General features: G+C 62.2%; 16 protein-coding genes, 1 tRNA gene and 3 pseudogenes. 16 read left to right on the forward strand and 4 right to left on the reverse strand.

From position 1 onward, the window contains the following. Positions 1-428: 428 nt before the first annotated feature. The 3 genes from purT to QZY03_RS11880 form a co-directional block, all read right to left on the reverse strand. Complete coding sequence (gene purT, locus QZY03_RS11870) at positions 429-1613, reverse strand: formate-dependent phosphoribosylglycinamide formyltransferase (protein WP_295581250.1); 1185 nt, start codon at positions 1611-1613, stop codon at positions 429-431. 84 nt (positions 1614-1697) lie between these two features. Next, positions 1698-2549 carry a Uma2 family endonuclease gene (locus tag QZY03_RS11875; RefSeq protein ID WP_295581252.1) on the reverse strand — a complete coding sequence of 284 codons (852 nt, stop codon included), beginning with the start codon at positions 2547-2549 and terminating at the stop codon, positions 1698-1700. A 20-nt stretch (positions 2550-2569) separates the two neighbouring features. Then, complete coding sequence (locus tag QZY03_RS11880; RefSeq protein ID WP_295581254.1) at positions 2570-2851, reverse strand: cupin domain-containing protein; 282 nt, start codon at positions 2849-2851, stop codon at positions 2570-2572. Between the two features lie 298 nt (positions 2852-3149). On the opposite strand from QZY03_RS11880, the gene pncC reads away from it, so the two are divergent. The 10 genes and pseudogenes from pncC (at position 3150) to QZY03_RS11930 (ending at position 11480) form a co-directional block, all read left to right on the forward strand. Then, a complete protein-coding gene (gene pncC / locus QZY03_RS11885; RefSeq protein ID WP_295581256.1) occupies positions 3150-3656 on the forward strand; it encodes a nicotinamide-nucleotide amidase in 507 nt (168 codons plus the stop codon). Between the two features lie 127 nt (positions 3657-3783). Further along, a pseudogene (recA, locus tag QZY03_RS11890) lies at positions 3784-4395 on the forward strand (recombinase RecA); the annotation flags it as partial. Further along, positions 4387-5130: pseudogene (locus tag QZY03_RS32080) on the forward strand (recombinase RecA); the annotation flags it as partial. The pseudogenes recA and QZY03_RS32080, both read left to right, overlap by 9 nt. Before the next feature lie 348 nt (positions 5131-5478). Then, positions 5479-5913 (forward strand): annotated as a pseudogene (locus QZY03_RS11900) (DNA recombination/repair protein RecA); the annotation flags it as partial. 122 nt (positions 5914-6035) lie between these two features. After that, positions 6036-6398 carry a regulatory protein RecX gene (locus QZY03_RS11905; protein ID WP_295581279.1) on the forward strand — a complete coding sequence of 121 codons (363 nt, stop codon included), beginning with the start codon at positions 6036-6038 and terminating at the stop codon, positions 6396-6398. A 35-nt stretch (positions 6399-6433) separates the two neighbouring features. Beyond that, positions 6434-9037, forward strand: coding sequence for an alanine--tRNA ligase (alaS, locus tag QZY03_RS11910; RefSeq protein ID WP_295581258.1), 2604 nt, complete (start codon positions 6434-6436; stop codon positions 9035-9037). Positions 9038-9108: 71 nt separating this feature from the next. Further along, positions 9109-10341 carry an aspartate kinase gene (locus QZY03_RS11915; protein WP_295581260.1) on the forward strand — a complete coding sequence of 411 codons (1233 nt, stop codon included), beginning with the start codon at positions 9109-9111 and terminating at the stop codon, positions 10339-10341. A 258-nt stretch (positions 10342-10599) separates the two neighbouring features. Next, positions 10600-10824, forward strand: a complete 225-nt coding sequence (gene csrA / locus QZY03_RS11920) for a carbon storage regulator CsrA (protein ID WP_295581261.1) — start codon at positions 10600-10602, stop codon at positions 10822-10824. A 175-nt stretch (positions 10825-10999) separates the two neighbouring features. After that, a tRNA-Ser gene (locus QZY03_RS11925) sits at positions 11000-11090 on the forward strand. A gap of 162 nt (positions 11091-11252) precedes the next feature. Next, positions 11253-11480 (forward strand): hypothetical protein, encoded by a 228-nt coding sequence (locus tag QZY03_RS11930; protein ID WP_295581263.1) that lies wholly within the window; start codon positions 11253-11255, stop codon positions 11478-11480. A 339-nt stretch (positions 11481-11819) separates the two neighbouring features. On the opposite strand, the gene QZY03_RS11935 is transcribed toward QZY03_RS11930, so the two are convergent. Further along, on the reverse strand, positions 11820-12200 hold the full coding sequence (locus QZY03_RS11935) for a hypothetical protein (RefSeq protein ID WP_295581265.1): 381 nt from the start codon (positions 12198-12200) through the stop codon (positions 11820-11822). 795 nt (positions 12201-12995) lie between these two features. Here QZY03_RS11935 and QZY03_RS11940 point away from each other — a divergent pair. The 6 genes from QZY03_RS11940 (at position 12996) to QZY03_RS11965 (ending at position 19506) form a co-directional block, all read left to right on the forward strand. Beyond that, positions 12996-15095 (forward strand): DUF6311 domain-containing protein, encoded by a 2100-nt coding sequence (locus QZY03_RS11940; protein ID WP_295581267.1) that lies wholly within the window; start codon positions 12996-12998, stop codon positions 15093-15095. A gap of 114 nt (positions 15096-15209) precedes the next feature. Further along, a complete protein-coding gene (locus tag QZY03_RS11945; protein ID WP_295581269.1) occupies positions 15210-15614 on the forward strand; it encodes a GtrA family protein in 405 nt (134 codons plus the stop codon). Then, positions 15611-16675: a glycosyltransferase family 2 protein gene (locus tag QZY03_RS11950; protein WP_295581271.1), complete on the forward strand. Its 1065-nt coding sequence runs from the start codon at positions 15611-15613 to the stop codon at positions 16673-16675. Before QZY03_RS11945 ends, QZY03_RS11950 begins: the two co-directional genes overlap by 4 nt. Positions 16676-17361: 686 nt before the next feature. Continuing rightward, positions 17362-18042, forward strand: coding sequence for a type IV pilus modification protein PilV (gene pilV, locus QZY03_RS11955; RefSeq protein ID WP_295581273.1), 681 nt, complete (start codon positions 17362-17364; stop codon positions 18040-18042). Positions 18043-18088: 46 nt separating this feature from the next. Further along, on the forward strand, positions 18089-18784 hold the full coding sequence (locus QZY03_RS11960; protein WP_295581275.1) for a PilW family protein: 696 nt from the start codon (positions 18089-18091) through the stop codon (positions 18782-18784). Between the two features lie 188 nt (positions 18785-18972). Continuing rightward, positions 18973-19506 (forward strand): PilW family protein, encoded by a 534-nt coding sequence (locus QZY03_RS11965; RefSeq protein WP_295581277.1) that lies wholly within the window; start codon positions 18973-18975, stop codon positions 19504-19506. Positions 19507-19572: the final 66 nt, after the last annotated feature.

A 19572-nucleotide genomic window follows, 5' to 3' on the forward strand; every position in this document is an offset into this window, starting at 1 on the left:
GGCGTCCCGCCGCGACGGGGCCGGGCGCACAGCCGCAGCGATCGCGGTCACCGCCGCACCGCATCGCGGCGGGACGCCGCTCCCACGGGGGACTTTCATGGGGTGGCTTGATGTTCCTTCCATGGCCGTTAGCCGGTCGACATCGCGTCTGCGTGGCCCTCGTCCGAAAGCCTCAACCTCCAGTGCACGACGTCCCAACTCTGGCCGGAACGATGATTGTCGGTCCCCGTGCATGGTGCTCCAAGCCTTTCCAACGCTTGGCGACTTTGTACGCCCAAGCGACGGAGCGAATCGAAACCCGATCGGCAGCGGGCTGCTCATGCCTGACTTGAATCGCCTCTCCGATTACGACAACGACAACGACAACGACAACGACAACGACAACGATTGTATTCGTTGTTTAACTTACTTGTGGCTCGTTGCTCGGCTCAGTCCAGGCGCACCTGCACCCGGGCCACCACCGCCAGCGCCTTGGCCTTGGCCTCGGCGATGTCCTGACCGCGCGCCAGGGCGACACCCATGCGGCGGCGCCCGCGCACTTCGGGCTTGCCGAAAAGGCGCAAGTCGGTGCCCGGCTCCGCCAGAGCGGCAGCCAGATTGCCGAAGCGCGGGCGGTCGGATTCGCCCTCGACCAGGAGCGCCACTGAGGCGGCCGGGCCGAGTTGGCGGATCTCCGGAATCGGCAGCCCCAGGATGGCGCGTACGTGCAGGGCGAACTCCGACAAATCCTGCGAGATCAAGGTCACCAGACCGGTATCATGCGGGCGCGGTGAGACCTCGCTGAAGATGACTTCATCGCCGCGCACGAACAACTCCACGCCGAAGATCCCGCGCCCGCCCAGAGCTGCGGTGACCCGGCCGGCGATCTCCCGCGCCCGCGCCAGCGCGTCCGGGTTCATCGGCTGCGGCTGCCAGGACTCGCGGTAGTCGCCGTCCTCCTGACGGTGGCCGATGGGTTCGCAGAAGCTGGTGCCGTCGCGATGACGCACGGTGAGCAGGGTGATCTCATAGTCGAAGGGAATGAAGCCTTCAACGATGACCCGTCCGGCGCCGCCGCGCCCGCCACCTTGCGCATAGTCCCAGGCCGGACCGATCGCATCAGGGGTGCGCACCAGACTCTGGCCCTTACCGGACGAGGACATGATAGGCTTCACCACGCAGGGCAGACCGATCGCCTCGACCGCGGCGGCAAAGTCGTCCGGGGTATCGGCGAATCGATAGGTCGAGGTGGGGATGCCCAGATCCTCCGCAACCAAGCGGCGAATCCCCTCGCGGTTCATGGTCAGGCGCGCCGCCCGGGCGGTCGGGATGACGGTGAAACCCTCGGCCTCCAAAGCCACCAGCGTCTCGGTGGCGATGGCCTCGATCTCCGGGACGATGTAATCCGGCCGCTCCCGTTCGATCACGCGCCGCAGTTCCGCGCCGTCCAGCATGGAGAAACTGTAGGCACGGTCGGCCACTTGCATCGCCGGGGCATTGGCGTAGCGGTCGCAGGCGATGACTTCCACGCCCAGGCGTTTCAGCTCGATCACGACTTCCTTGCCAAGCTCGCCGGCGCCACACAACAGCACCTTCGTGGCCGTGGCGGAAAAGGGGGTGCCAATCGTCGGCATTGGTCTCTCTCCAGTTGATGCAGTCCGTTGGTCGCGGACGATTTGGGACGACAATGTGAGGCTACGGCGATTGACGGAAATCGCCTAAGGCTCAATACCCAGGGCGCGCAGCCGCGCGGCCAGACGCTCCGCCCGATCGTGCTCCTGCTGCGCGCGCTCCCGCTCCTGCCGCGCCTGTGCCGCCTCCTGTTCGGCCCGAGCGGCGGCCTGCTCGGCCCGAGCGTCGGCCTGGTCGGCGCGGCTGCGCTCCTGCCGCGATTGCGTGGCTTCCTGGTCAGCGCGTTCGGCCTCCCGCAGGGCGCGTGCAGCCTCCCGCTCGGCGCGCGCCGCCTCTTGATCAGCACGTGCACGTTCCTGCCGGGCGTGCGCAGCCAGCTCCACCGACGTCCGGAACGGCCGCCCTTGGGGGTCGAAGATGTCCAGCGATGCGCCGCTCAACGCGAAACGGATCCCAAGCCGCGGGCTGGTCCAGCCCTTGAGGTGCGACACACGGTGTAACCGCCCGCTCTGGCGCAGCCAGACCTCCAGGGTGTTGGTGGGCGGATCGTAGACGTAATATTCCTCGACCCCGTAGGCATCGTAAAAGGCCAGCTTATCCGCCATCTCCTTGACACTGTTCGCCGGCGAAAGGATTTCAAAAACCACCTGGGGAGCGATCCCGCCCTCTTCCCATTGCTTGTAGCAGCGGCGAAACCCCTTGGGGCGGCCGATCGCAACCATCACGTCCGGGGCCAACGGACCGGTGACACGGCGGTCGGGCACCGGGTACCAGAAGAGGTTGCCGGCGACGAAAACCGCGGGATCGGCAGCGAAGAGAATTTCCAGATTCTCCTTGATCTTCACCAACCATTCATACTGCTCGGTGTTCTCCGCCATCGGTTCGCCGTCGCTCTCGGGGTAAGGGTCATCGGGGTCGAAATGCGAGAGGGGATTCATCGGTCAGGTCCTCCTCAGGGTTAGTCGAGCCGGTAATGTTTTTCCACCGCCTCCAGCACCTCCCAGGTACAGGCGAGTCCAGCCGGGAAGCGGATCAGATCGCCGCGGCGGAACTCTTGGGGCACGCCGCCCTCGGGGGTCACCAGAAAACGGCCGCGCAGGACATAACAGGTCTCCTGCTGGGTGTAACGCCAGGGAAAGATCGCCGGCTCCCGACGCCACAGGGGCCAGCCTTCCACGCCAAGAACGTCGAGTTTGGCGGGTGATGGCTTGTGTTCCACCAGGATATCAAGGTCGTTCATGAAGGTGCACTCCGGCAGCAGGCGCGGCACTGACTGCCGCGCGATGTGTAGAATAGGGCGCGGGAGACTGCCGCGGCCGGTTGCCCGGCAGGTTAGACGGCACCCCACCGATGCCGCAAGGGGAAAACCTGCACCTTGGGCGATTGCCGGAGCGTCCAGGACGCAGGTTCCGGCGCTGCCGACCGGGCCGGGCCGGCCGCCCCTTGCGATCACGCGAGACCGGCCCCGGCACCAGGCGGGCTGCTACAATTCAACCCGGTGCTTGTGCAGTTGCGACCGCTGAAGGACACTGAACATAATGACTGAACGACTCGATGCTCTCGCAACCCGCCTTGGGACGCTGCTCATGGCCCGCGGACTGCGCCTGGTCACGGCCGAGTCATGCACCGGAGGCTGGGTCGCCAAGGTGGTGACTGACGTCGCCGGCAGCAGCGCCTGGTTCGATCGCGGCTTCGTCACTTACAGCAACGCCGCCAAGGAGGCCATGCTGGGGGTCCGTGCCCCGACCCTGGAGGCCAGCGGCTCGGTCAGCGAACCCGTGGTCCTGGAACTGGTGGCCGGGGCTCTCGAACGCAGCCAGGCCCAGGTGGCGGTGGCGGTCAGCGGCATCGCCGGACCCGGCGGCGGCAGTGAAGACAAACCCGTGGGGACGGTCTGGTTCGCCTGGTCGATTCCGGATGGCCCACCCTGGACGCGGCGCCTGCAATTCGCCGGTGATCGCGATGAGGTGCGCCATCAGGCGGTGCGGTTCGCCTTGGAAGGCCTGATCGAGCGGCTGGCGGGTCAGAGCCGCTCAGATGGCTGAACGCCCAGGCTCAAGTTCTGTCGGACGTGAATGCGCTGTGCGATAATCCCCGACTTTCCAGGCCCTGGACATTTTCCCCCGGCGTGATGGGCGCACCCGGCGACCGGACCGGACCAACGGAGACCCGATGGACGAGAATCGCAAAAAGGCTTTGGCCGCGGCCCTGACCCAGATCGAAAAGCAATTCGGTAAGGGCTCGGTCATGCGGATGGGCGACGTAGGCGCCGTGCGCAACGTCGAAGTGGTCTCCACCGGCTCACTCGGCCTGGATCTCGCGCTCGGCATCGGCGGACTGCCGCGCGGCCGGGTCGTCGAGATCTACGGGCCGGAATCCTCAGGCAAGACCACCCTCACCCTGCATGTGGTCGCCGAAATCCAAAAGCTCGGCGGCACCGCCGCTTTCGTGGATGCCGAACACGCGCTGGACCCCGGCTATGCCCAGAAGCTCGGCGTCAACATCGACGAGTTGCTGGTCTCGCAGCCCGATACCGGCGAACAGGGGCTGGAGATCACCGACATGCTGGTGCGCTCCGGGGCGGTGGACCTCGTGGTGGTCGACTCGGTGGCGGCCCTGACCCCCAAGGCCGAGATCGAAGGCGAGATGGGCGACTCTCATGTCGGGCTGCATGCGCGCCTGATGTCCCAGGCGTTGCGCAAACTCACCGGCAACATCAATCGCTCCAACTGCCTGGTGATTTTCATCAATCAAATCAGGATGAAAATCGGTGTGATGTTTGGCTGCTTCGACTATCACGCGCGCGTCGTCCTGGCTGACGGCTCGACCGAGAAAATCGGAAAAATCGTCAACCAGCGGCGCGCGATCGAGGTCCTGTCCATGGACCCGCAGACCGGTTTGATTACACCCAAACGGGTCATCAATTGGTTCCGCAACGGCGAAACCGAAGAATGGCTGTCGTTCGAAGTGGCCGCCGGAGGCGGGTCCGGTCGACGCAAGTTCACGTGTACCGCCAACCACAAAATCTTCACCCCGCGAGGTGAGCGCCCGGCCGGTGAACTCCAAGTCGGCGATGAGGTCATGACGGCGATCCGGCACTATGACCTGACGGAGGACCAGCATCAGTTGATCCTTGGCGGCGTGCTGGGTGACGGCTCGCTGCGGTTCGCCTCGGAACACAATGTGGCCTTTCGCGTTGGTCACGGCGACCGCCAACGCGACTATTGTGAATGGAAGCGCGACATGTTGGCCCCATTCTCACACGACATCGGCCCGACGGGTAACGGGATCGGATTCGACACGATCCCAATGGCGCAATTTGCCGTCTTGCACCGTCAAGCCTACGGCGAGCGGGGCCGCTGCGTCAGCGACTCGATGCTGGCCGCGCTGGATGCCCGCGCCGTCGCCGTCTGGTATGGCGACGATGGGACCTTCTCGGGTAGCTTCGAAAAATGGGGCCACGGCAAGGCCGAGATCGGTTGCGTCAGTCTGTCGATGGAAGACAAAGAACGTCTTGCCGAGCGTCTTGATCAGCTTGGAATGGGACGCCCAACGGTGCAGGCACGCGCTCTGCTGTTCAGCGGCGAGCGTACCCACAAACTTCAGGAACAGATTGCGCCCTTCCTGCATCCCTCGCTGGACTACAAGTTACACCCCGGCCTGCGCGGGCGTTTCCAATGGCAGCCGGACCAGTCCGACGCCCACCTGAACGGCCATCGTTTAGCCGCGCGGACGCGGCTGGCCGCGGCACCCATGCAGATCACCAGCAAGCTGTTGCGTCCGGCCAAGCCGCGCCACCGCACCCGCTTCGACTTGGAGATCGAAGGCAACCACAGCTACTTCGTCGATCACGTTGCAGTTCACAACTCCCCGGAAACCACCACCGGCGGCAATGCCCTCAAGTTCTACGCCTCGGTGCGCCTCGACATCCGCCGCACCGGCAGCATCAAGAAGGGCGACGAGGTCATCGGCAACGAAACCAAGGTCAAGGTGGTCAAGAATAAGGTCGCGCCGCCGTTCAAGCAGGCCGAGTTCGACATCCTCTATGGCGAGGGCATCTCGCGCGAGGGTGAGATCGTCGACCTCGGCGTGGCCGCCGGCATCGTCGACAAATCCGGCGCCTGGTACAGTTATCAGGGCAACCGCATCGGCCAGGGCAAGGACAATGCCCGGATCTTCCTGCGTGAAAATCCGGATTTGGCCAAGACCATCGAGGCCCGGATCCGCGAGCAGTTGCTCCCGCGCCCAGCCGACGATGCGCCTGTCGCCGACCCGCTCGAGGCCGCGGAGCTCGAACCCTGAGCGCGCAGGCCCTGACCGCGTCGGATGACGCGCCGACGCCCGCGGCGACGGTCGAGGTCGAATCCCGCGCGCTCAAGCTGCTTGCCACCCGTGAGCACTCCCGGCTGGAGCTTGAGCGCAAGCTGGCGGCCCGCGGATACCAGACCGATGTCATTGCCGCGGCACTGGACCGGCTGATCGCGCAAGGTGCGCTCGACGAGGCCCGGCTGGCCGAGGTCTATGTGTCCGAGCGGGCGCGCAAAGGCTTTGGTCCGCTGCGCATCCGCGCCGAACTGCGCGACAAGGGCCTTTCAGACGCGGCCATCGACCCCCAATTGCACGCCATGAATGACGCATGGCCGGCCTTGCTGACACAGGCCCACGACCGGCGCTTTGGGCCGGCCCCACCGACCGATCATGCCGACCAGGGTCGGCGCGGGCGCTTTCTGGAAAGCCGCGGATTTCCCGCCGAGCTGATCCACCGCCTCCTGCGTCGGCACGACTGACCGATCCGCTTCCGCGGTCCATTCGAGTAGCTTTCATGACCACCAGTTCCGACCTGCGCGCCAGCTTCATCGACTACTTTGCGCAACAGGGCCATCAGCCGGTCGCCTCCAGCCCGCTGATTCCAGCCAATGACGCAACGCTGCTGTTCACCAACGCCGGCATGGTCCAGTTCAAGGACGCCTTCCTTGGCCGCGAACGCCGTCCCTATACCCGCGCCGTGACCTCACAGCGCTGTGTCCGCGCCGGCGGCAAGCACAACGATCTGGAGAACGTGGGCTACACCGCCCGCCACCACACCTTCTTCGAGATGCTGGGTAACTTCCGCTTCGGTGATTATTTCAAACGCGAGGCCATCCACTACGCCTGGGACTACCTGACCCGCGTGCTGCGCCTGCCGCCCGAGCGGCTGTGGTTCACCGTCTATACCGAAGACGACGAGGCCGCCGCCATCTGGCTCGACGAGATCAAGGTCGACCCGCAACGCTTCTCCCGCTGCGGCGCCGCGGACAACTTCTGGTCCATGGGCGACACCGGTCCCTGCGGCCCTTGCTCCGAGATTTTCTATGACCATGGCCCGGCGATTGCCGGCGGGCCGCCCGGCTCGCCGGACGCGGACGGCGACCGTTACGTGGAGATCTGGAACCTGGTCTTCATGCAGTTCAACCGCGCCGCCGACGGCACCCTGACACCCCTGCCCCGGCCCTCGGTCGACACCGGCATGGGCCTGGAGCGCCTGGCGGCGGTCATGCAGGGAGTGCACAGCAACTACGATATCGACCTGTTCGTGAAGCTGATCGCCGCCGCCGCCGCCATCACCGGGTGCGCGAACCCCGCCGACCAATCCTTGCGCGTCATCGCCGATCACATCCGCTCCACCGCCTTCCTGATCACCGACGGCGTCACCCCCGGTAACGAGGGTCGCGGCTATGTGCTGCGCCGCATCATGCGCCGCGCCATCCGCCACGGGTATCGTCTCGGCTGCACCGCACCCTTCTTCTATCGGCTGGTCGCGCCGCTGGTCGCCGAAATGGGCGACGCTTATCCCGAACTGCGCACCGCCCAGGCGCAAGTGGAGCGGTTGGTGCGACTGGAGGAGGAGCGCTTTGCCGAGACCCTGGCCAATGGCATGGGTATCCTCGAAACAGCCATCGCCGGGCTCGCCGACGGCCGTATCCCCGGTGAGACGGTCTTCAAACTCTACGACACCTACGGCTTCCCCACGGATCTGACCGCAGATATCGCCCGCGAGCGCGGCCTGACACTCGACATGGAGGGCTTCGAGCGCGCCATGGATGCACAGAAGGACCGCGCCCGCGCCGCCAGTCAGTTCGGAGCGGGCCAGGACGTCGCCATCGACATCCAAGGCCAAACCGAGTTCTGCGGTTACGACTACCTGCATGAAACCGCGACCGTGGTCGCGCTCTATCGGGACGGCCAGTCCTGCGATGCGCTGGATGAGAGCCAGGACGGACTGGTCATCCTCGACCTCACCCCCTTCTACGGCGAGTCCGGTGGTCAGGTCGGCGACCGCGGCTGGCTCACCGGTGAGAGCGGGCGTTTCGAAGTGGCCGATACCCAGAAAAAAGCCGAGGGCGTTATCTATCATCTGGGGCGGGTCGTCATCGGGCAGCTCAGCGTCGGCGACAGCGTCGCGGCGCAGGTGGATGACACGCGGCGTCACGCCACGGCACTCAACCACTCGGCCACCCATCTGTTACATGCCGCCCTGCGTCAGACCTTGGGTGATCATGTACAGCAAAAGGGCTCACTGGTCGGCCCGGAGCGGCTGCGCTTCGACTTCTCGCACTTCGAACCGGTCACCCGCGCGCAATTGCTCGCGATCGAGCGTCTGGTCAATCGCGAGATCCGCAAGAATCATGTGGTCGAGACCCGGATCATGGATCTGGAGGACGCCAAGGCGACCGGCGCCGCGGCCCTGTTCGGCGAGAAATACGGCGACCAGGTGCGGGTGCTGCGCATGGGCGATTTCTCCACCGAGCTCTGCGGCGGCACCCACGTCAAGGCCGTCGGCGACATCGGTCTGTTCAAGATCGTCGGCGAAGGCGGCATCGCCTCCGGGGTACGGCGTATCGAGGCCATGAGCGGCGCCGGCGCACTGGACTGGGTCGAGGCGGATGAGGACCGGGTGCTGCGCCTGGCCGGGCTGCTCAAGGGCGGACGCGACGACCTCGACGATCGGGTCGCAACCCTCATCGAACGCGGCCGGACCCTGGAAAAGGAGCTGGATCAGATCAAGTCGCGGCTGGCGAGTTCAGCCGGCAAGGATCTCGCCTCCCAGGCGGTGGCGGTCGGCGGGATCAAGGTCCTGGCCGCGCGGATCGACGGCGTCGATCCCAAGGCGCTGCGCGAGACCCTGGATCAGATTAAGGATCAACTCGGCTCCGCCGTCGTCGTCCTGGCCAGCACGGCGGACGGCAAGGTGAGCCTGGCGGCCGGCGTCACCAAGGACCTGACCGATCGGCTCAAAGCCGGCGACCTGATCCGCGAAGTGGCCGCCAAAGTCGGCGGCAAGGGCGGCGGTCGACCCGACATGGCGCAAGCCGGCGGGACCGACCCCGCGGGTCTGCCGGCCGCCTTGGGGCTGGTGGAGGATTGGGTCCGGCAGCGGCTGGCCTGACCTCCAGGATCAGCGCACCACACAATCAGGTTTTCTAGCATGACTCATTTCCCGTTGCAGCAGAGATTTTGATGGCTTTGATCGTACAAAAATATGGCGGCACCTCGGTCGCCAACAGCGAGCGCATCCGCGCCGTCGCTGACCGCGTCAAGCGCTGGCGCGACCAGGGCAATCAGGTCGTGGTCGTGGTCTCCGCCATGTCCGGGGAGACCGATCGGCTGATCGGGCTGGCAAAGCAGGTTCAGGAGCAACCGCTCCCGCGGGAACTGGACGTCCTGCTCTCCACCGGCGAGCAGGTCACCATCGCCCTGCTGACGATGGCGCTGGATGCCCAGGGCTGCCCGGCGCGCTCCTATACCGGCGCGCAGGTCCACATCCTCACCGACAGCACCCACAACAAGGCGCGCATCCGCGACATCGACGCCGCCCGCGTGCGCGCCGACCTGGATGCCGGCCGGGTGGTCGTCATCGCCGGGTTCCAGGGCATCGATGCGCAGGGCAATATCACGACACTCGGGCGCGGCGGCTCGGATACCTCAGCGGTCGCCATCGCCGCCGCCATCAAAGCCGATGAGTGCCAGATTTACACCGATGTGGACGGCGTCTACACCACCGACCCGCGCGTCGAACCCAAGGCCCGCAAGCTCGATCGCATCACCTTCGAGGAGATGCTGGAGATGGCGAGCCTCGGCTCCAAGGTCCTGCAAATCCGCTCGGTGGAATTCGCCGGGAAATATCGGGTCCCATTACGCGTGCTCTCCAGTTTCGACGAGGGCGCGGGCACGCTGATCACATTTGAGGAAGACACCGTGGAAGACGCCAAGATCGCCGGCATCGCCTTCAGCCGAGACGAGGCCAAATTGACCGTCCTGGGCGTGCCGGATCAGCCTGGCGTCGCCCACAAGATTCTCGGGCCGATCGCCGATGCCAACATTGAAGTCGACATGATCGTCCAAAACATTGCGCCGGATGAGACGACCACCGACTTCACCTTCACGGTGCATCGCAATGACTTCGACCGCGCCCTGGACTGCCTCAACAAGACGGCCGCGACGCTGTCCGCACGCCAGGTACTCGGCGACAAGCGCATCGTCAAGATCTCGCTGGTGGGCGTGGGGATGCGCAACCATGCCGGCATCGCCAGCACCATGTTCGGTGCCCTGGCGCGCGAGGGAATCAACATCCGCATGATCTCCACCTCCGAGATCAAAATCTCAGTCGTGGTCGATGAAAAATATCTGGAGCTCGGGGTGCGCTGCCTGCACGACGCCTTTGAACTCGACCGCGCGCATCAGGCGGCCTGAGCCGTTGGCGAGGGCGGTGCGGGAAGCGCGTCACGCTTTTATGGCCTAAACGCATCTTTTTGACTGAGAGATGTCATGGAATTGCAGCAAACGCTTGGGCTCAGCCTAAGCTATTGTTAGAATCCCAAGTGGGGGTAGTGCGCCCCCTGCTTGGTCTGGGTGTGGTTGGTGCCCGCGCAACCCGGCGCGGATGACTGCCGCGGTTACGTCCGGGCGCACCACGTATGTCGGATAAAGGAACGAAGGGAGAAAGCAACAATGTTGATCTTAACTCGCCGGGTCGGCGAGACCCTTATGATTGGTGACGAAGTCACCGTGACAGTCCTTGGCGTAAAAGGCAACCAAGTCCGCATCGGCGTCAACGCCCCGCGGGACGTCGCCGTGCATCGCGAGGAGATCTACGAACGCATCAAACGTGAGCAAGCGGAAGCTGGTCACGGGCCCGCGCCCGGCACCGGCGATGAGGCCGCCGCGCCAGAGTAACTGGTAAGCGAACTCTAACCGCGCTATAATGTCGGACTCGTATCTTGCGAGTCCGATTCGCCCGGTTGGCGATGGTTCCGATCTTCCGGAATCCACCGCCGACCCCAGGGACCTTATCCGACAAGGAGACGGCCGTCGCAAAGCAGTGGGCACCGCGTTGGTTCGAAGATTTTTTGGAGAGATGGCCGAGCGGCTGAAGGCGCTCCCCTGCTAAGGGAGTATGGGTCAAAAGCCCATCGAGGGTTCGAATCCCTCTCTCTCCGCCATTTTTTGGAAAACTGGCTTGCTTATCAGCCGCTTACAGTAATACGCCCCGTTAGTCTCCCCGTTTGGCCCCCCTTCGCGCATTCGTCTGAGCGGTTTTGCCGTTCGTCGGGCCGCTGAGCGGTAGGATCGAGAGTCCGCCAACTACGCGAGGGGAACATGCCATGACCGCAGAGATTGAAAGTCTGGTCCTTGAGCAGCTGCGCGCGATCCGGGCAGACATTGCCGACCTCAAGCGGGAAGTCACCGGCAACAGCGTTCAGTTATCCGCAATGGGGCAACAACTGGCGGGACTGACCGCGGCGGTCTACGCGGGCAAGTCCGACATTGACGAGATCAAGCGGCGGTTGGACCGGGTTGAACGGCGGCTGGAACTGAGCGAGAGCCATTGAGCGGTAGGCCAGTGCACCGAACTCCAGGGCGAGCGGGCCGCGTACCTTGTGCGTACTGCGCATACCATGCGTATCACATACCGCGGTCTTGCCCGTCAACCCGGACAAAGGGGATGGTCATGATCGCCATACCTTGCCACGGAAGCGCGTCCAGAGGTCTGCGTTCAGCGCCGATCCTTGGCGAAGGGCCGCCCGTGCTCCCACCAACCCGATAACGTCGGGGGTCGTCCCCGTGCGCGGGGTTCATCCTGCTTGGATGAATTGAGCGGAATCAAGGGTGTCGCTCATGTCACAACTGTGGGCGAGTTCTGACACGCGGGCCGGGCAATCCCGTAACGGTTACGGAAAAGGCGACCGGTCAATCAGATGCCGCAGGATCGCAATCAGCCGCTCAGAGTCAAACTCAAACTCGTCCAGTGCCGCGGCGACCATGACTGCCTCGGCGCGGTCAACCGGGCGCAGTTCGCGCAACAGGCGTTCGGCATACTCATGGCGGGCCTGGACAAGCAGCGTCTCGTCGTCCCAAAGCTCCCCCGGATACCGGGTCGCGCGAGCATGGCGTCGAACCCGGTAGAGCCATCGCCAGTACCGCAGTTCCGCGATGACTTCACTGAGGGTGATCGGGTTGACCGAGCCCGCAAAGACCTCCACCAACTGCAACGGCGTCCAGCGCCAATGATCGCCATCCGGCAGCACGGCGGGCGAGGTGGCTTGAAGCATCTGCTCGGGCGGGGTGTGGGGGCCTCGGCGGCTTCGTATGAGCCAAAGACCGCCAGGGCAACGGCGTTCCATGTAATGCGCTCGCGTGCCCGTTCAGCGTGCCGCTCGATATTCGCCGCGTCGATCCTGCCGAAAGCGGCTTGCATCGGGTGCGCACCTTGGGCCAGTAGGAGCTTGGCGTACCGATCTTCCAGCGTCTTAGCTGGGGTGGTGATCCGCTGCGCACCCTCAAGCGCCCGGTCCAGGGTCGCAACGTCGGTGGCGTTCTTGCAGACCTGGGCAAGCCACAGTGCCGTGTCAACCTCTAGGTCGAGGGTTGTAAAGGGAGACTTCAGAACTGCTGAGTCTAAACAGGCCTTCATAATCGTTCCGGCCACCCCCCGCTACGCCGCCATCGGCAGGAGCGAGAGCGGCTTGGGTGGGCGGGGTCGTCGGCGCGCTGGCGGCGGGGGTAGCGGCATCCGCTGGAGCACCTGCGCGAACAACGGGCGTTGAGCGGATGATCGGGTTCCCCGTGTCTGCGCTACAGTCGCGCCCGGCAGGACCTTCGATCATGTTCCGTTACCCTCGGTTGGTTTGCACTTCCATGGGTACGCAATTTCGCGGGTCCTGCCACTCCCCCGCAGGCGATTAACCAATCCTTAGGCTGGGTCTTGGCCGGATTTATGACCAATGCCTCTAAACGGGTACTACAGTGTGCTTAAACCAGATTTCTTTGCTATAATTATTGAGTAGTTAAGCGTCGCGCCGGAGCCCTTTACGTGTATAAAGCAAGAAACAGTAATTTTGTGTGAAATGCTTCCGTTTACACTCGACTTCAAGAAAATCGCCGCCCGCATCCCACTCTTCGACCTCCTCGCGCCGATCCTGCTGGGTTTATTGGCGTTTATTTATATATTCGACGTATCGCTCCTTGATCCGACCAATGTTGCCTGGCTGATGGTTGGCGATCTCGGCCAGCACTTTACGGGGTGGCACGCCTTCCGTTTCGACACCTGGCGGTTTCCGATCACGACCACGACGCTGATCGCCTGGCCCATCGGCATTCCGATCGTCTTTACCGACTCAAACCCGTTGCTTGCTCTCGCCCTAAAACCGCTCAACTCGTTTCTTCCGGAACAGTTTCAATATATCGGACCATGGTATGCGCTGTGTTTTGTACTGCAGTCGTTTTTTGCGTATCTCCTGGGATTTAGAATTTCAAAGAACCGCGCATTTGCGATCGCAACGGCGTTGCTGTTTCTACTTTACCCACCACTATTAACACGGTGGGGCCACGACACCTTGATGGCACACTGGCTAATTCTCTGGGCAATCGGCCTGTACTTCCCTCCGGCGTCAAGCGCAAGAGAAATTAGCATCCGCGCACAAGTTATTGCAATAATATTGCTTTCCGCCGCAATCCACTTTTATCTAACGATCATAATTCTACCGCTGACCATCGGAGCCATCGTTTTTGAACCCGACAGCACCATTCAAAATCGCCTTGGAACCAAGATCGTTAGCGTATTCATGGCACTCCTACTGCTGTTCGGCGAGATGGCATTGCTTGGTTATTTTTTCCTCGACTCCACGGGCAGCGCGGGATTCGGATATTGGTCAATGAATCTCAATGCGCCTTTTAATCCGGGGGACTCATCCTATTTTTTACCCTCGTTGCCGAGAGGCCCTGGGCAATACGAAGGATACCAGTATCTGGGTGTCGGCGGATTGATGATACTGATAATCGCGTGCGGACTTCTCGTGTACGCCACACTCTCTAGAGACCACACCCTTTCTCCAATCTTGCACCGCACGCGTTTCTTGATGCTTTACATGCTCGTAATGACCCTGTTTGCCATCTCCTTGCCGGTCACGTTCGGAGACCGCGTCATCGTCGCCTTCACGCTGCCGGAACACATTAATTACGCGCTGGGCGTCTTTCGGTCGAGCGGACGCTTCTTCTGGCCGGTGGCCTATCTGCTTTTTGTCGGCGCACTCGTTGTCATTTGGCGACGTGCCCGTCCGATTGCCGTTCCGCTTCTCTCGATCTTGTGCCTCGTCCAATTCATCGACCTGATGCCGCTGCGCGCCGCACTTAGCAGTGCGTTCGCTCGGGAGCAGGTGTATGACGAGTTAGGACCCACGCTCAAGTCCTTACTCAGCGATTCTGACGCCATCCATGTGGATGGCCCTTGGGAAAAAAAGCAATCTGCCGTGAATCGAGCCGTCTTGCTTGGGGCACCGCGAGGCGTCCCCGTTATCCCGGTCTACAGTGCAAGATCTCACCTTGACCTCGGTGCTTGGGAGAACGCGTTCAGAGAGCAACTGGCGCGCGGCGCCGCATCGACGCGCAACATTCTCGGTATTTATCCTTCCGGCTGGGATGTCTGCGCTCCAGGTCGATTTTTCTTAACCATCGGCGATTGGGCACTGATGCTCCCCGAGCGCACTGTCGACTCCGCTGCAATTCGTTATACCGCCGACCAGATTGCGCGAGCGTCGGCGCCGAATCCCGAGCAGTTGATCGTCGGTTGCGGATCGGACTGCGCTTTGTTGATTGCCGCCCAAGACGAAGCATCTGCTTCGCTGCCCCCCGCATTTGTCGATGCGTTGCGCATGACCGGAAACGGAATCGATCGTATGGGGTTCCGGGATTCTTACCTTACAGTCATTGAGAACGGCGTTATGCGGCACGAAGATTTCGGTCAGCGCGCCCTGAACCATACAACCCGCGTTTTCGGGCGGGAGGTCGCGATAGAGAGCGCCGGAAATACATCCGGGGATCGATCATCTATTAAGGTTGACGGCGTTGAATACTCACATCAACGCCGCGGACTAAATGTAGTATTGATCGCCCCGGACAAACCAATAAGCGCCTTCAGCTATGACACGCATGCTGGAGTCTGCAAATAAATTCCCCCGTCTTCCCGAGAGTAGTATCAAGCACGCCGCGCCCCGGCTGTCGGCAACTCGAGGCGTTTGAATGCACACGCGAGGCTTCAGGATTCAGTCCGTGAAGAACGAACTATGTTTAAATCGATCACGACAATTCTGCATAGGGTCGCGACCTTCGGAATCGTGGGAGCAATCGGAACCCTAGTGCATTATTCGGCACTAGTGCTCCTGGTCGAAATCGGCCTACTTGATGCCGTCGCGGCAACGACAGTCGGTTTCGCGCTTGGCGCCATCGTGAACTACTTGTTGAATTATCGTTATACGTTCAACAGCACGAAGCAACATCGTGACTCTGGACCTAAATTTGCTTTGATTGCAATTGCCACCGGACTGTTGAACACACTAGTTGTCCACGCGGGTGTTGACAGTCTCAGATTCAATTACCTCCTCGTCCAGGTGGTCGCCACCGGAATTGTCTTTCTACTCAATTTCATCTTGAATAGTGTCTGGACCTTTCACGAGAGCGATGCGCTATGAGCCTTGAGTATCCCGATTCGCTCTACACTTTATCCGCTCCGAACGGCGTGGCCCCGGTCAAGGAGCCGCCAACGCTTTCCGTGATCGTACCCGCATACAACGAGGCCGAGGTGCTCGACGAGCTTCATCGACGTCTCGCGTCCGTGATCGACGCACTTGGCGTCACCGCCGAGGTGATCTACGTCAACGACGGCAGTCGCGATGCCACCCTGGATATCCTTTACCGTCAGCGTGCTGCCGATCCACGGGTGGCTGTCCTGAATCTCAGCCGGAACTTCGGCAAGGAGATCGCGATGACGGCCGGACTGGATCATAGTCGCGGTGAGGCCACCATCATTATCGACGCCGATCTTCAGGACCCGCCCGAGTTGATCCCCGAGCTCATGGCACGTTGGAGCCAGGGCTACGATGTGGTGTACGCGACGCGCCTGTCGCGCGACGGCGAGAGTTTTCTGAAAAGGCTAAGTGCTCGGTATTTCTATCGCGTGATCGGGGGCATGAGCCCGATCGAGATCCCCAAGGATACGGGTGATTTCCGTTTGCTCAGCCGCCGCGCCGTCGATGCACTCTGCCGACTGCGCGAGCAGCATCGCTTCATGAAGGGCCTGTTCGCCTGGATCGGCTATCGCCAAACTGCCGTGACCTACCATCGCGACCGCCGCAGCGCCGGGGCAACCAAGTGGAATTACCACAAGCTTTGGGGGCTCGCCGTCGAGGGGATTACCTCCTTCAGCACAGCCCCGCTGAAGGTCGCCAGCTATGTCGGGTTGGTCACGGCGACAACTGCCTTCTTGTACGCAAGCTGGATCGTCTATAAGACACTGCTTTACGGTGACCCCGTCGCCGGGTATCCGTCCCTCATGGTTGCCATCCTTTTCCTCGGCGGCGTCCAACTGGCGGCCATCGGCGTCCTTGGTGAGTATCTCGGACGGATGTTTAACGAGACCAAGGGCCGGCCACTGTATCTTGTCGAGACTTATCAGTGCCCGAGACAAGGCGAGCAGGATTTCCCGTCCGAGACAGACATGCCTTCTGCAGTCCATCCGACCGCCCCCTCGTAGACGAGCGGAATATCCGGTTCCGCGCGTTGCCCGTGGAGTAAATCCACAGGTTGCTACCGTCGTTAAGCGGCTTGCCCGCGTTGTTGATCTGACGATCCGTCAGCCGAAGAATGGTGCTTGCTATAGTGCCGCGGTTTCTGTCTACCCACAAACCATGCTTGGATTGCGGCGGACGATAATCGATGTCACAAGATTTAACACTTTGATAAAATAGCTTAAATTAGGCTTGCGTTGACGGCAAGAAGCCCTATGTCCGCGGACTCTCTCTCTCCGCCAATTTTGGTGTTACGGGTGCTCCCCGCCCTCCGGTAGACGGTGCGATGAAGACTGATGCGACTTGGTACCGCACCTGAAGTTGCGCCCCCGCCGGTGGATTTAGTACGCGACGCCGCCGCAAGAGACTGACCGGATCACACCGGCATCGACCAGCATGTCGGCATGCGTTCTGGTTCACACAAGATCACCGCCTACCGCTGTATACTTCATCAAGAACAGCGCAACAATGAGCCTTTCGCCCTTGATCGATTCAACCGCCGTTGGCTGAGTCGAGGTTTGAGTTGCCCGCTCTGTCCGTCCGTCCGAATTTCGTGAAAGTCCGTCGGAAATTGGATCCGCGGCCTGGCGGATTGAGGTAGAGTTTTGATAAGAAAGGTATTCCCTGACTTTCTCCAGATCCAAAATGGACGATGGTGATGTCGAACTGCCCAGAGGCCTTATCGCGCTCCGACGCCCGCAGCCTGCCCGTTGCCGCATCGTCGCACCCGTCTTCCTGGGGGAAACAGCGACCCGCGCGTCCGTCGCGCCATCAACCTGCGCTGATCCCTTATGGCCAGGGTTTCTCACTCCTGGAAGTCCTGGTCGCAGTCATCGTGCTCGCGGTCGGACTTCTCGGAATCGCCGCCCTGCAAGTCTCTGTTTTGAAATCCAACGACAGCAGCCGATTTCGCAGTATTGCCAGCTTCGCCATTACCGACGTGATCGATCGGGTGCGTGCGGACCCAACCGCGCTCCTCACGGACCTGCAGGCGTCCATCCCTCAAGGGACCTGCGGCGAGGCTGAGGACAAAGGCGAAGGCGAAGGCGAAGGCGAAGAAACAACGCCACTCAGCCGCTGGAAGCGGGATTTCTGTGCGTTGGGATTACCGCTGCCGGCACCCGGCGCGAAATCGAAACCGGTGGATGGGCTGACCAGGGACTCGGACAATGCGATGGAGATCGATTGCAAGACGGCCGGAGACTGCGGTGTCGGAAACTGCGAGATCATCGTCCGCTGGGATGACTCGCGCAGCGATCCCAGAAGCGTGTCTAAAAGCAAGACGCCGGTCAACACAGCCTTTCGCGTCTGCACGCGCCTGCCGGTGCTTTAGCAGGCACGGCCTTGGCTAAACCGACGTCAGGTCGCAACGAGTCCGGATGTTCACTTTGGGGAATATGCCGATGATCCGTCCTCCCCGCACAGCACAGGTGAGTCGACCCGGCCGCACCCAGGCACGGAACTGTCGGTCGCCGCGGCCCCCGCGCGGACTGTCGCTGATTGAAGTGCTGGTCGCGATGGTGCTCGGACTCTTCCTCCTCGCCGGGATCATCCAGGTGATGGTGTCCGCCCGCACCGCCTATCGGCTGGCCGAAGCCCAGGCCCGGACTCAGGAAAACGGCCGCTACGCGATGCAGTTCCTGGCCCGCGAGCTGCGGCCCAGCCGCAGCGGCGCCTGCCGCAACATCGCACTCGATGAGTTCGAAGGAACGCTTAACGTTCTCGCCTGTTCGCTGCTGGATGATGCCGCCAAATGCACCGGCAAGGCAAAGATCGGCACCAGGGTTCCACTCGGCTACAGCCCGACGGCCAAACCTGGTGCTGCCGCCAGCGAGCTCACCGGCCTCCCCGCGGCGGCAAAAACAGCGGTCGGCCAGCGCTGGCTGCGCGGTGATGTGCTGGTCTCCTGGGGCACGTTCGGCGAAGGCTTCTATACGCAGAATCGCACGGTTGCGCAAAAGACCCCAGCCGCCCTCCAAGACCTCCTCAAAGAAGATATCAAACTCGTCAGCGGAATCGTTTCCGAGGATGTCAAGGCTGCGGGTATCAGAGGCATTTGCGCTGTGACGAAATAACCGCAGCATCTAGTGTCTGCGAGGTATCAGCAACCACAACATCTGGGCACAGCGCAAATGCCTCTATCAAGCCCGAAACTCTGGCGCTTATCACCGACTGCGAGACAACTGATCTATTTGTTGTGTCGAGCGACACTGATAAGGATGGCGCGCCGAAGCTTCCACTCGGCCTCCATCCGACCCTGAACATGGCATTGAACAAATTACAGGGCAGCACGCTGGGAGTCAGCAAGACGATCCGCGCGCGGGTCTTTCCTTATGATTTTAGAGTTTACTTTATCTGCTGCGTGAGCAAGACAGACGGCAAGCGTCAAATCGGTGGCGACGTCGGCATGTGCACGACAGATCCCGTGGATTTCCGGCCATCCTTGTGTCGCTGGTCCGCGTCAGCGGCGGATACCCAATCGCTGACCATGGACGTCGCCGACATGCGCGTCACCTATGACGGTCAAACCGGCGAGACCCGGTTCAGCGAGCCGGCCAGTACGGTGACGACAAATAACCTCTGGGACCGAGTGCACAGCGCGCGCGTCGAATTGCTGGTCACCAGTGATGACGAGGTCCGCACAAAGAGCGCGTTGCCATCGCAGGCCGTAACGAACAGCACGCGCGACTTGGGTCAGGGTATGGACAGCGACCGGCGCTTGTATCTCGACTTTGGCCATTTCAGGCCGTCGAGGCCAGTTGATCCAGCAAGCGTTCCCAGTCCCGCTGGGAAATAACGAGGGCGTCCGGGTCTGCGGTTGAGTTGACGAAATTCGCCGCCGCCCAACTGGTGCGGCGCACCA

Origin of the sequence: uncultured Lamprocystis sp., assembly GCF_903933125.1 — a bacterium.
GTDB lineage: Bacteria > Pseudomonadota > Gammaproteobacteria > Chromatiales > Chromatiaceae > Thiodictyon.

Coding starts and splice junctions, on each gene's coding strand:
- QZY03_RS11945 (WP_295581269.1), top strand. CDS start 15,210: ATGTTTAAATCGATCACGACAATTCTGCATAGGGTCGCGACCTTCGGA.
- purT (WP_295581250.1), bottom strand. CDS start 1,613: ATGCCGACGATTGGCACCCCCTTTTCCGCCACGGCCACGAAGGTGCTG.
- pilV (WP_295581273.1), top strand. CDS start 17,362: ATGGTGATGTCGAACTGCCCAGAGGCCTTATCGCGCTCCGACGCCCGC.
- QZY03_RS11940 (WP_295581267.1), top strand. CDS start 12,996: ATGCTTCCGTTTACACTCGACTTCAAGAAAATCGCCGCCCGCATCCCA.
- pncC (WP_295581256.1), top strand. CDS start 3,150: ATGACTGAACGACTCGATGCTCTCGCAACCCGCCTTGGGACGCTGCTC.
- QZY03_RS11960 (WP_295581275.1), top strand. CDS start 18,089: ATGTTCACTTTGGGGAATATGCCGATGATCCGTCCTCCCCGCACAGCA.
- QZY03_RS11935 (WP_295581265.1), bottom strand. CDS start 12,200: ATGCTTCAAGCCACCTCGCCCGCCGTGCTGCCGGATGGCGATCATTGG.
- QZY03_RS11915 (WP_295581260.1), top strand. CDS start 9,109: ATGGCTTTGATCGTACAAAAATATGGCGGCACCTCGGTCGCCAACAGC.
- alaS (WP_295581258.1), top strand. CDS start 6,434: ATGACCACCAGTTCCGACCTGCGCGCCAGCTTCATCGACTACTTTGCG.
- csrA (WP_295581261.1), top strand. CDS start 10,600: ATGTTGATCTTAACTCGCCGGGTCGGCGAGACCCTTATGATTGGTGAC.
- QZY03_RS11965 (WP_295581277.1), top strand. CDS start 18,973: ATGGCATTGAACAAATTACAGGGCAGCACGCTGGGAGTCAGCAAGACG.
- QZY03_RS11930 (WP_295581263.1), top strand. CDS start 11,253: ATGACCGCAGAGATTGAAAGTCTGGTCCTTGAGCAGCTGCGCGCGATC.
- QZY03_RS11950 (WP_295581271.1), top strand. CDS start 15,611: ATGAGCCTTGAGTATCCCGATTCGCTCTACACTTTATCCGCTCCGAAC.
- QZY03_RS11875 (WP_295581252.1), bottom strand. CDS start 2,549: ATGAATCCCCTCTCGCATTTCGACCCCGATGACCCTTACCCCGAGAGC.
- QZY03_RS11880 (WP_295581254.1), bottom strand. CDS start 2,851: ATGAACGACCTTGATATCCTGGTGGAACACAAGCCATCACCCGCCAAA.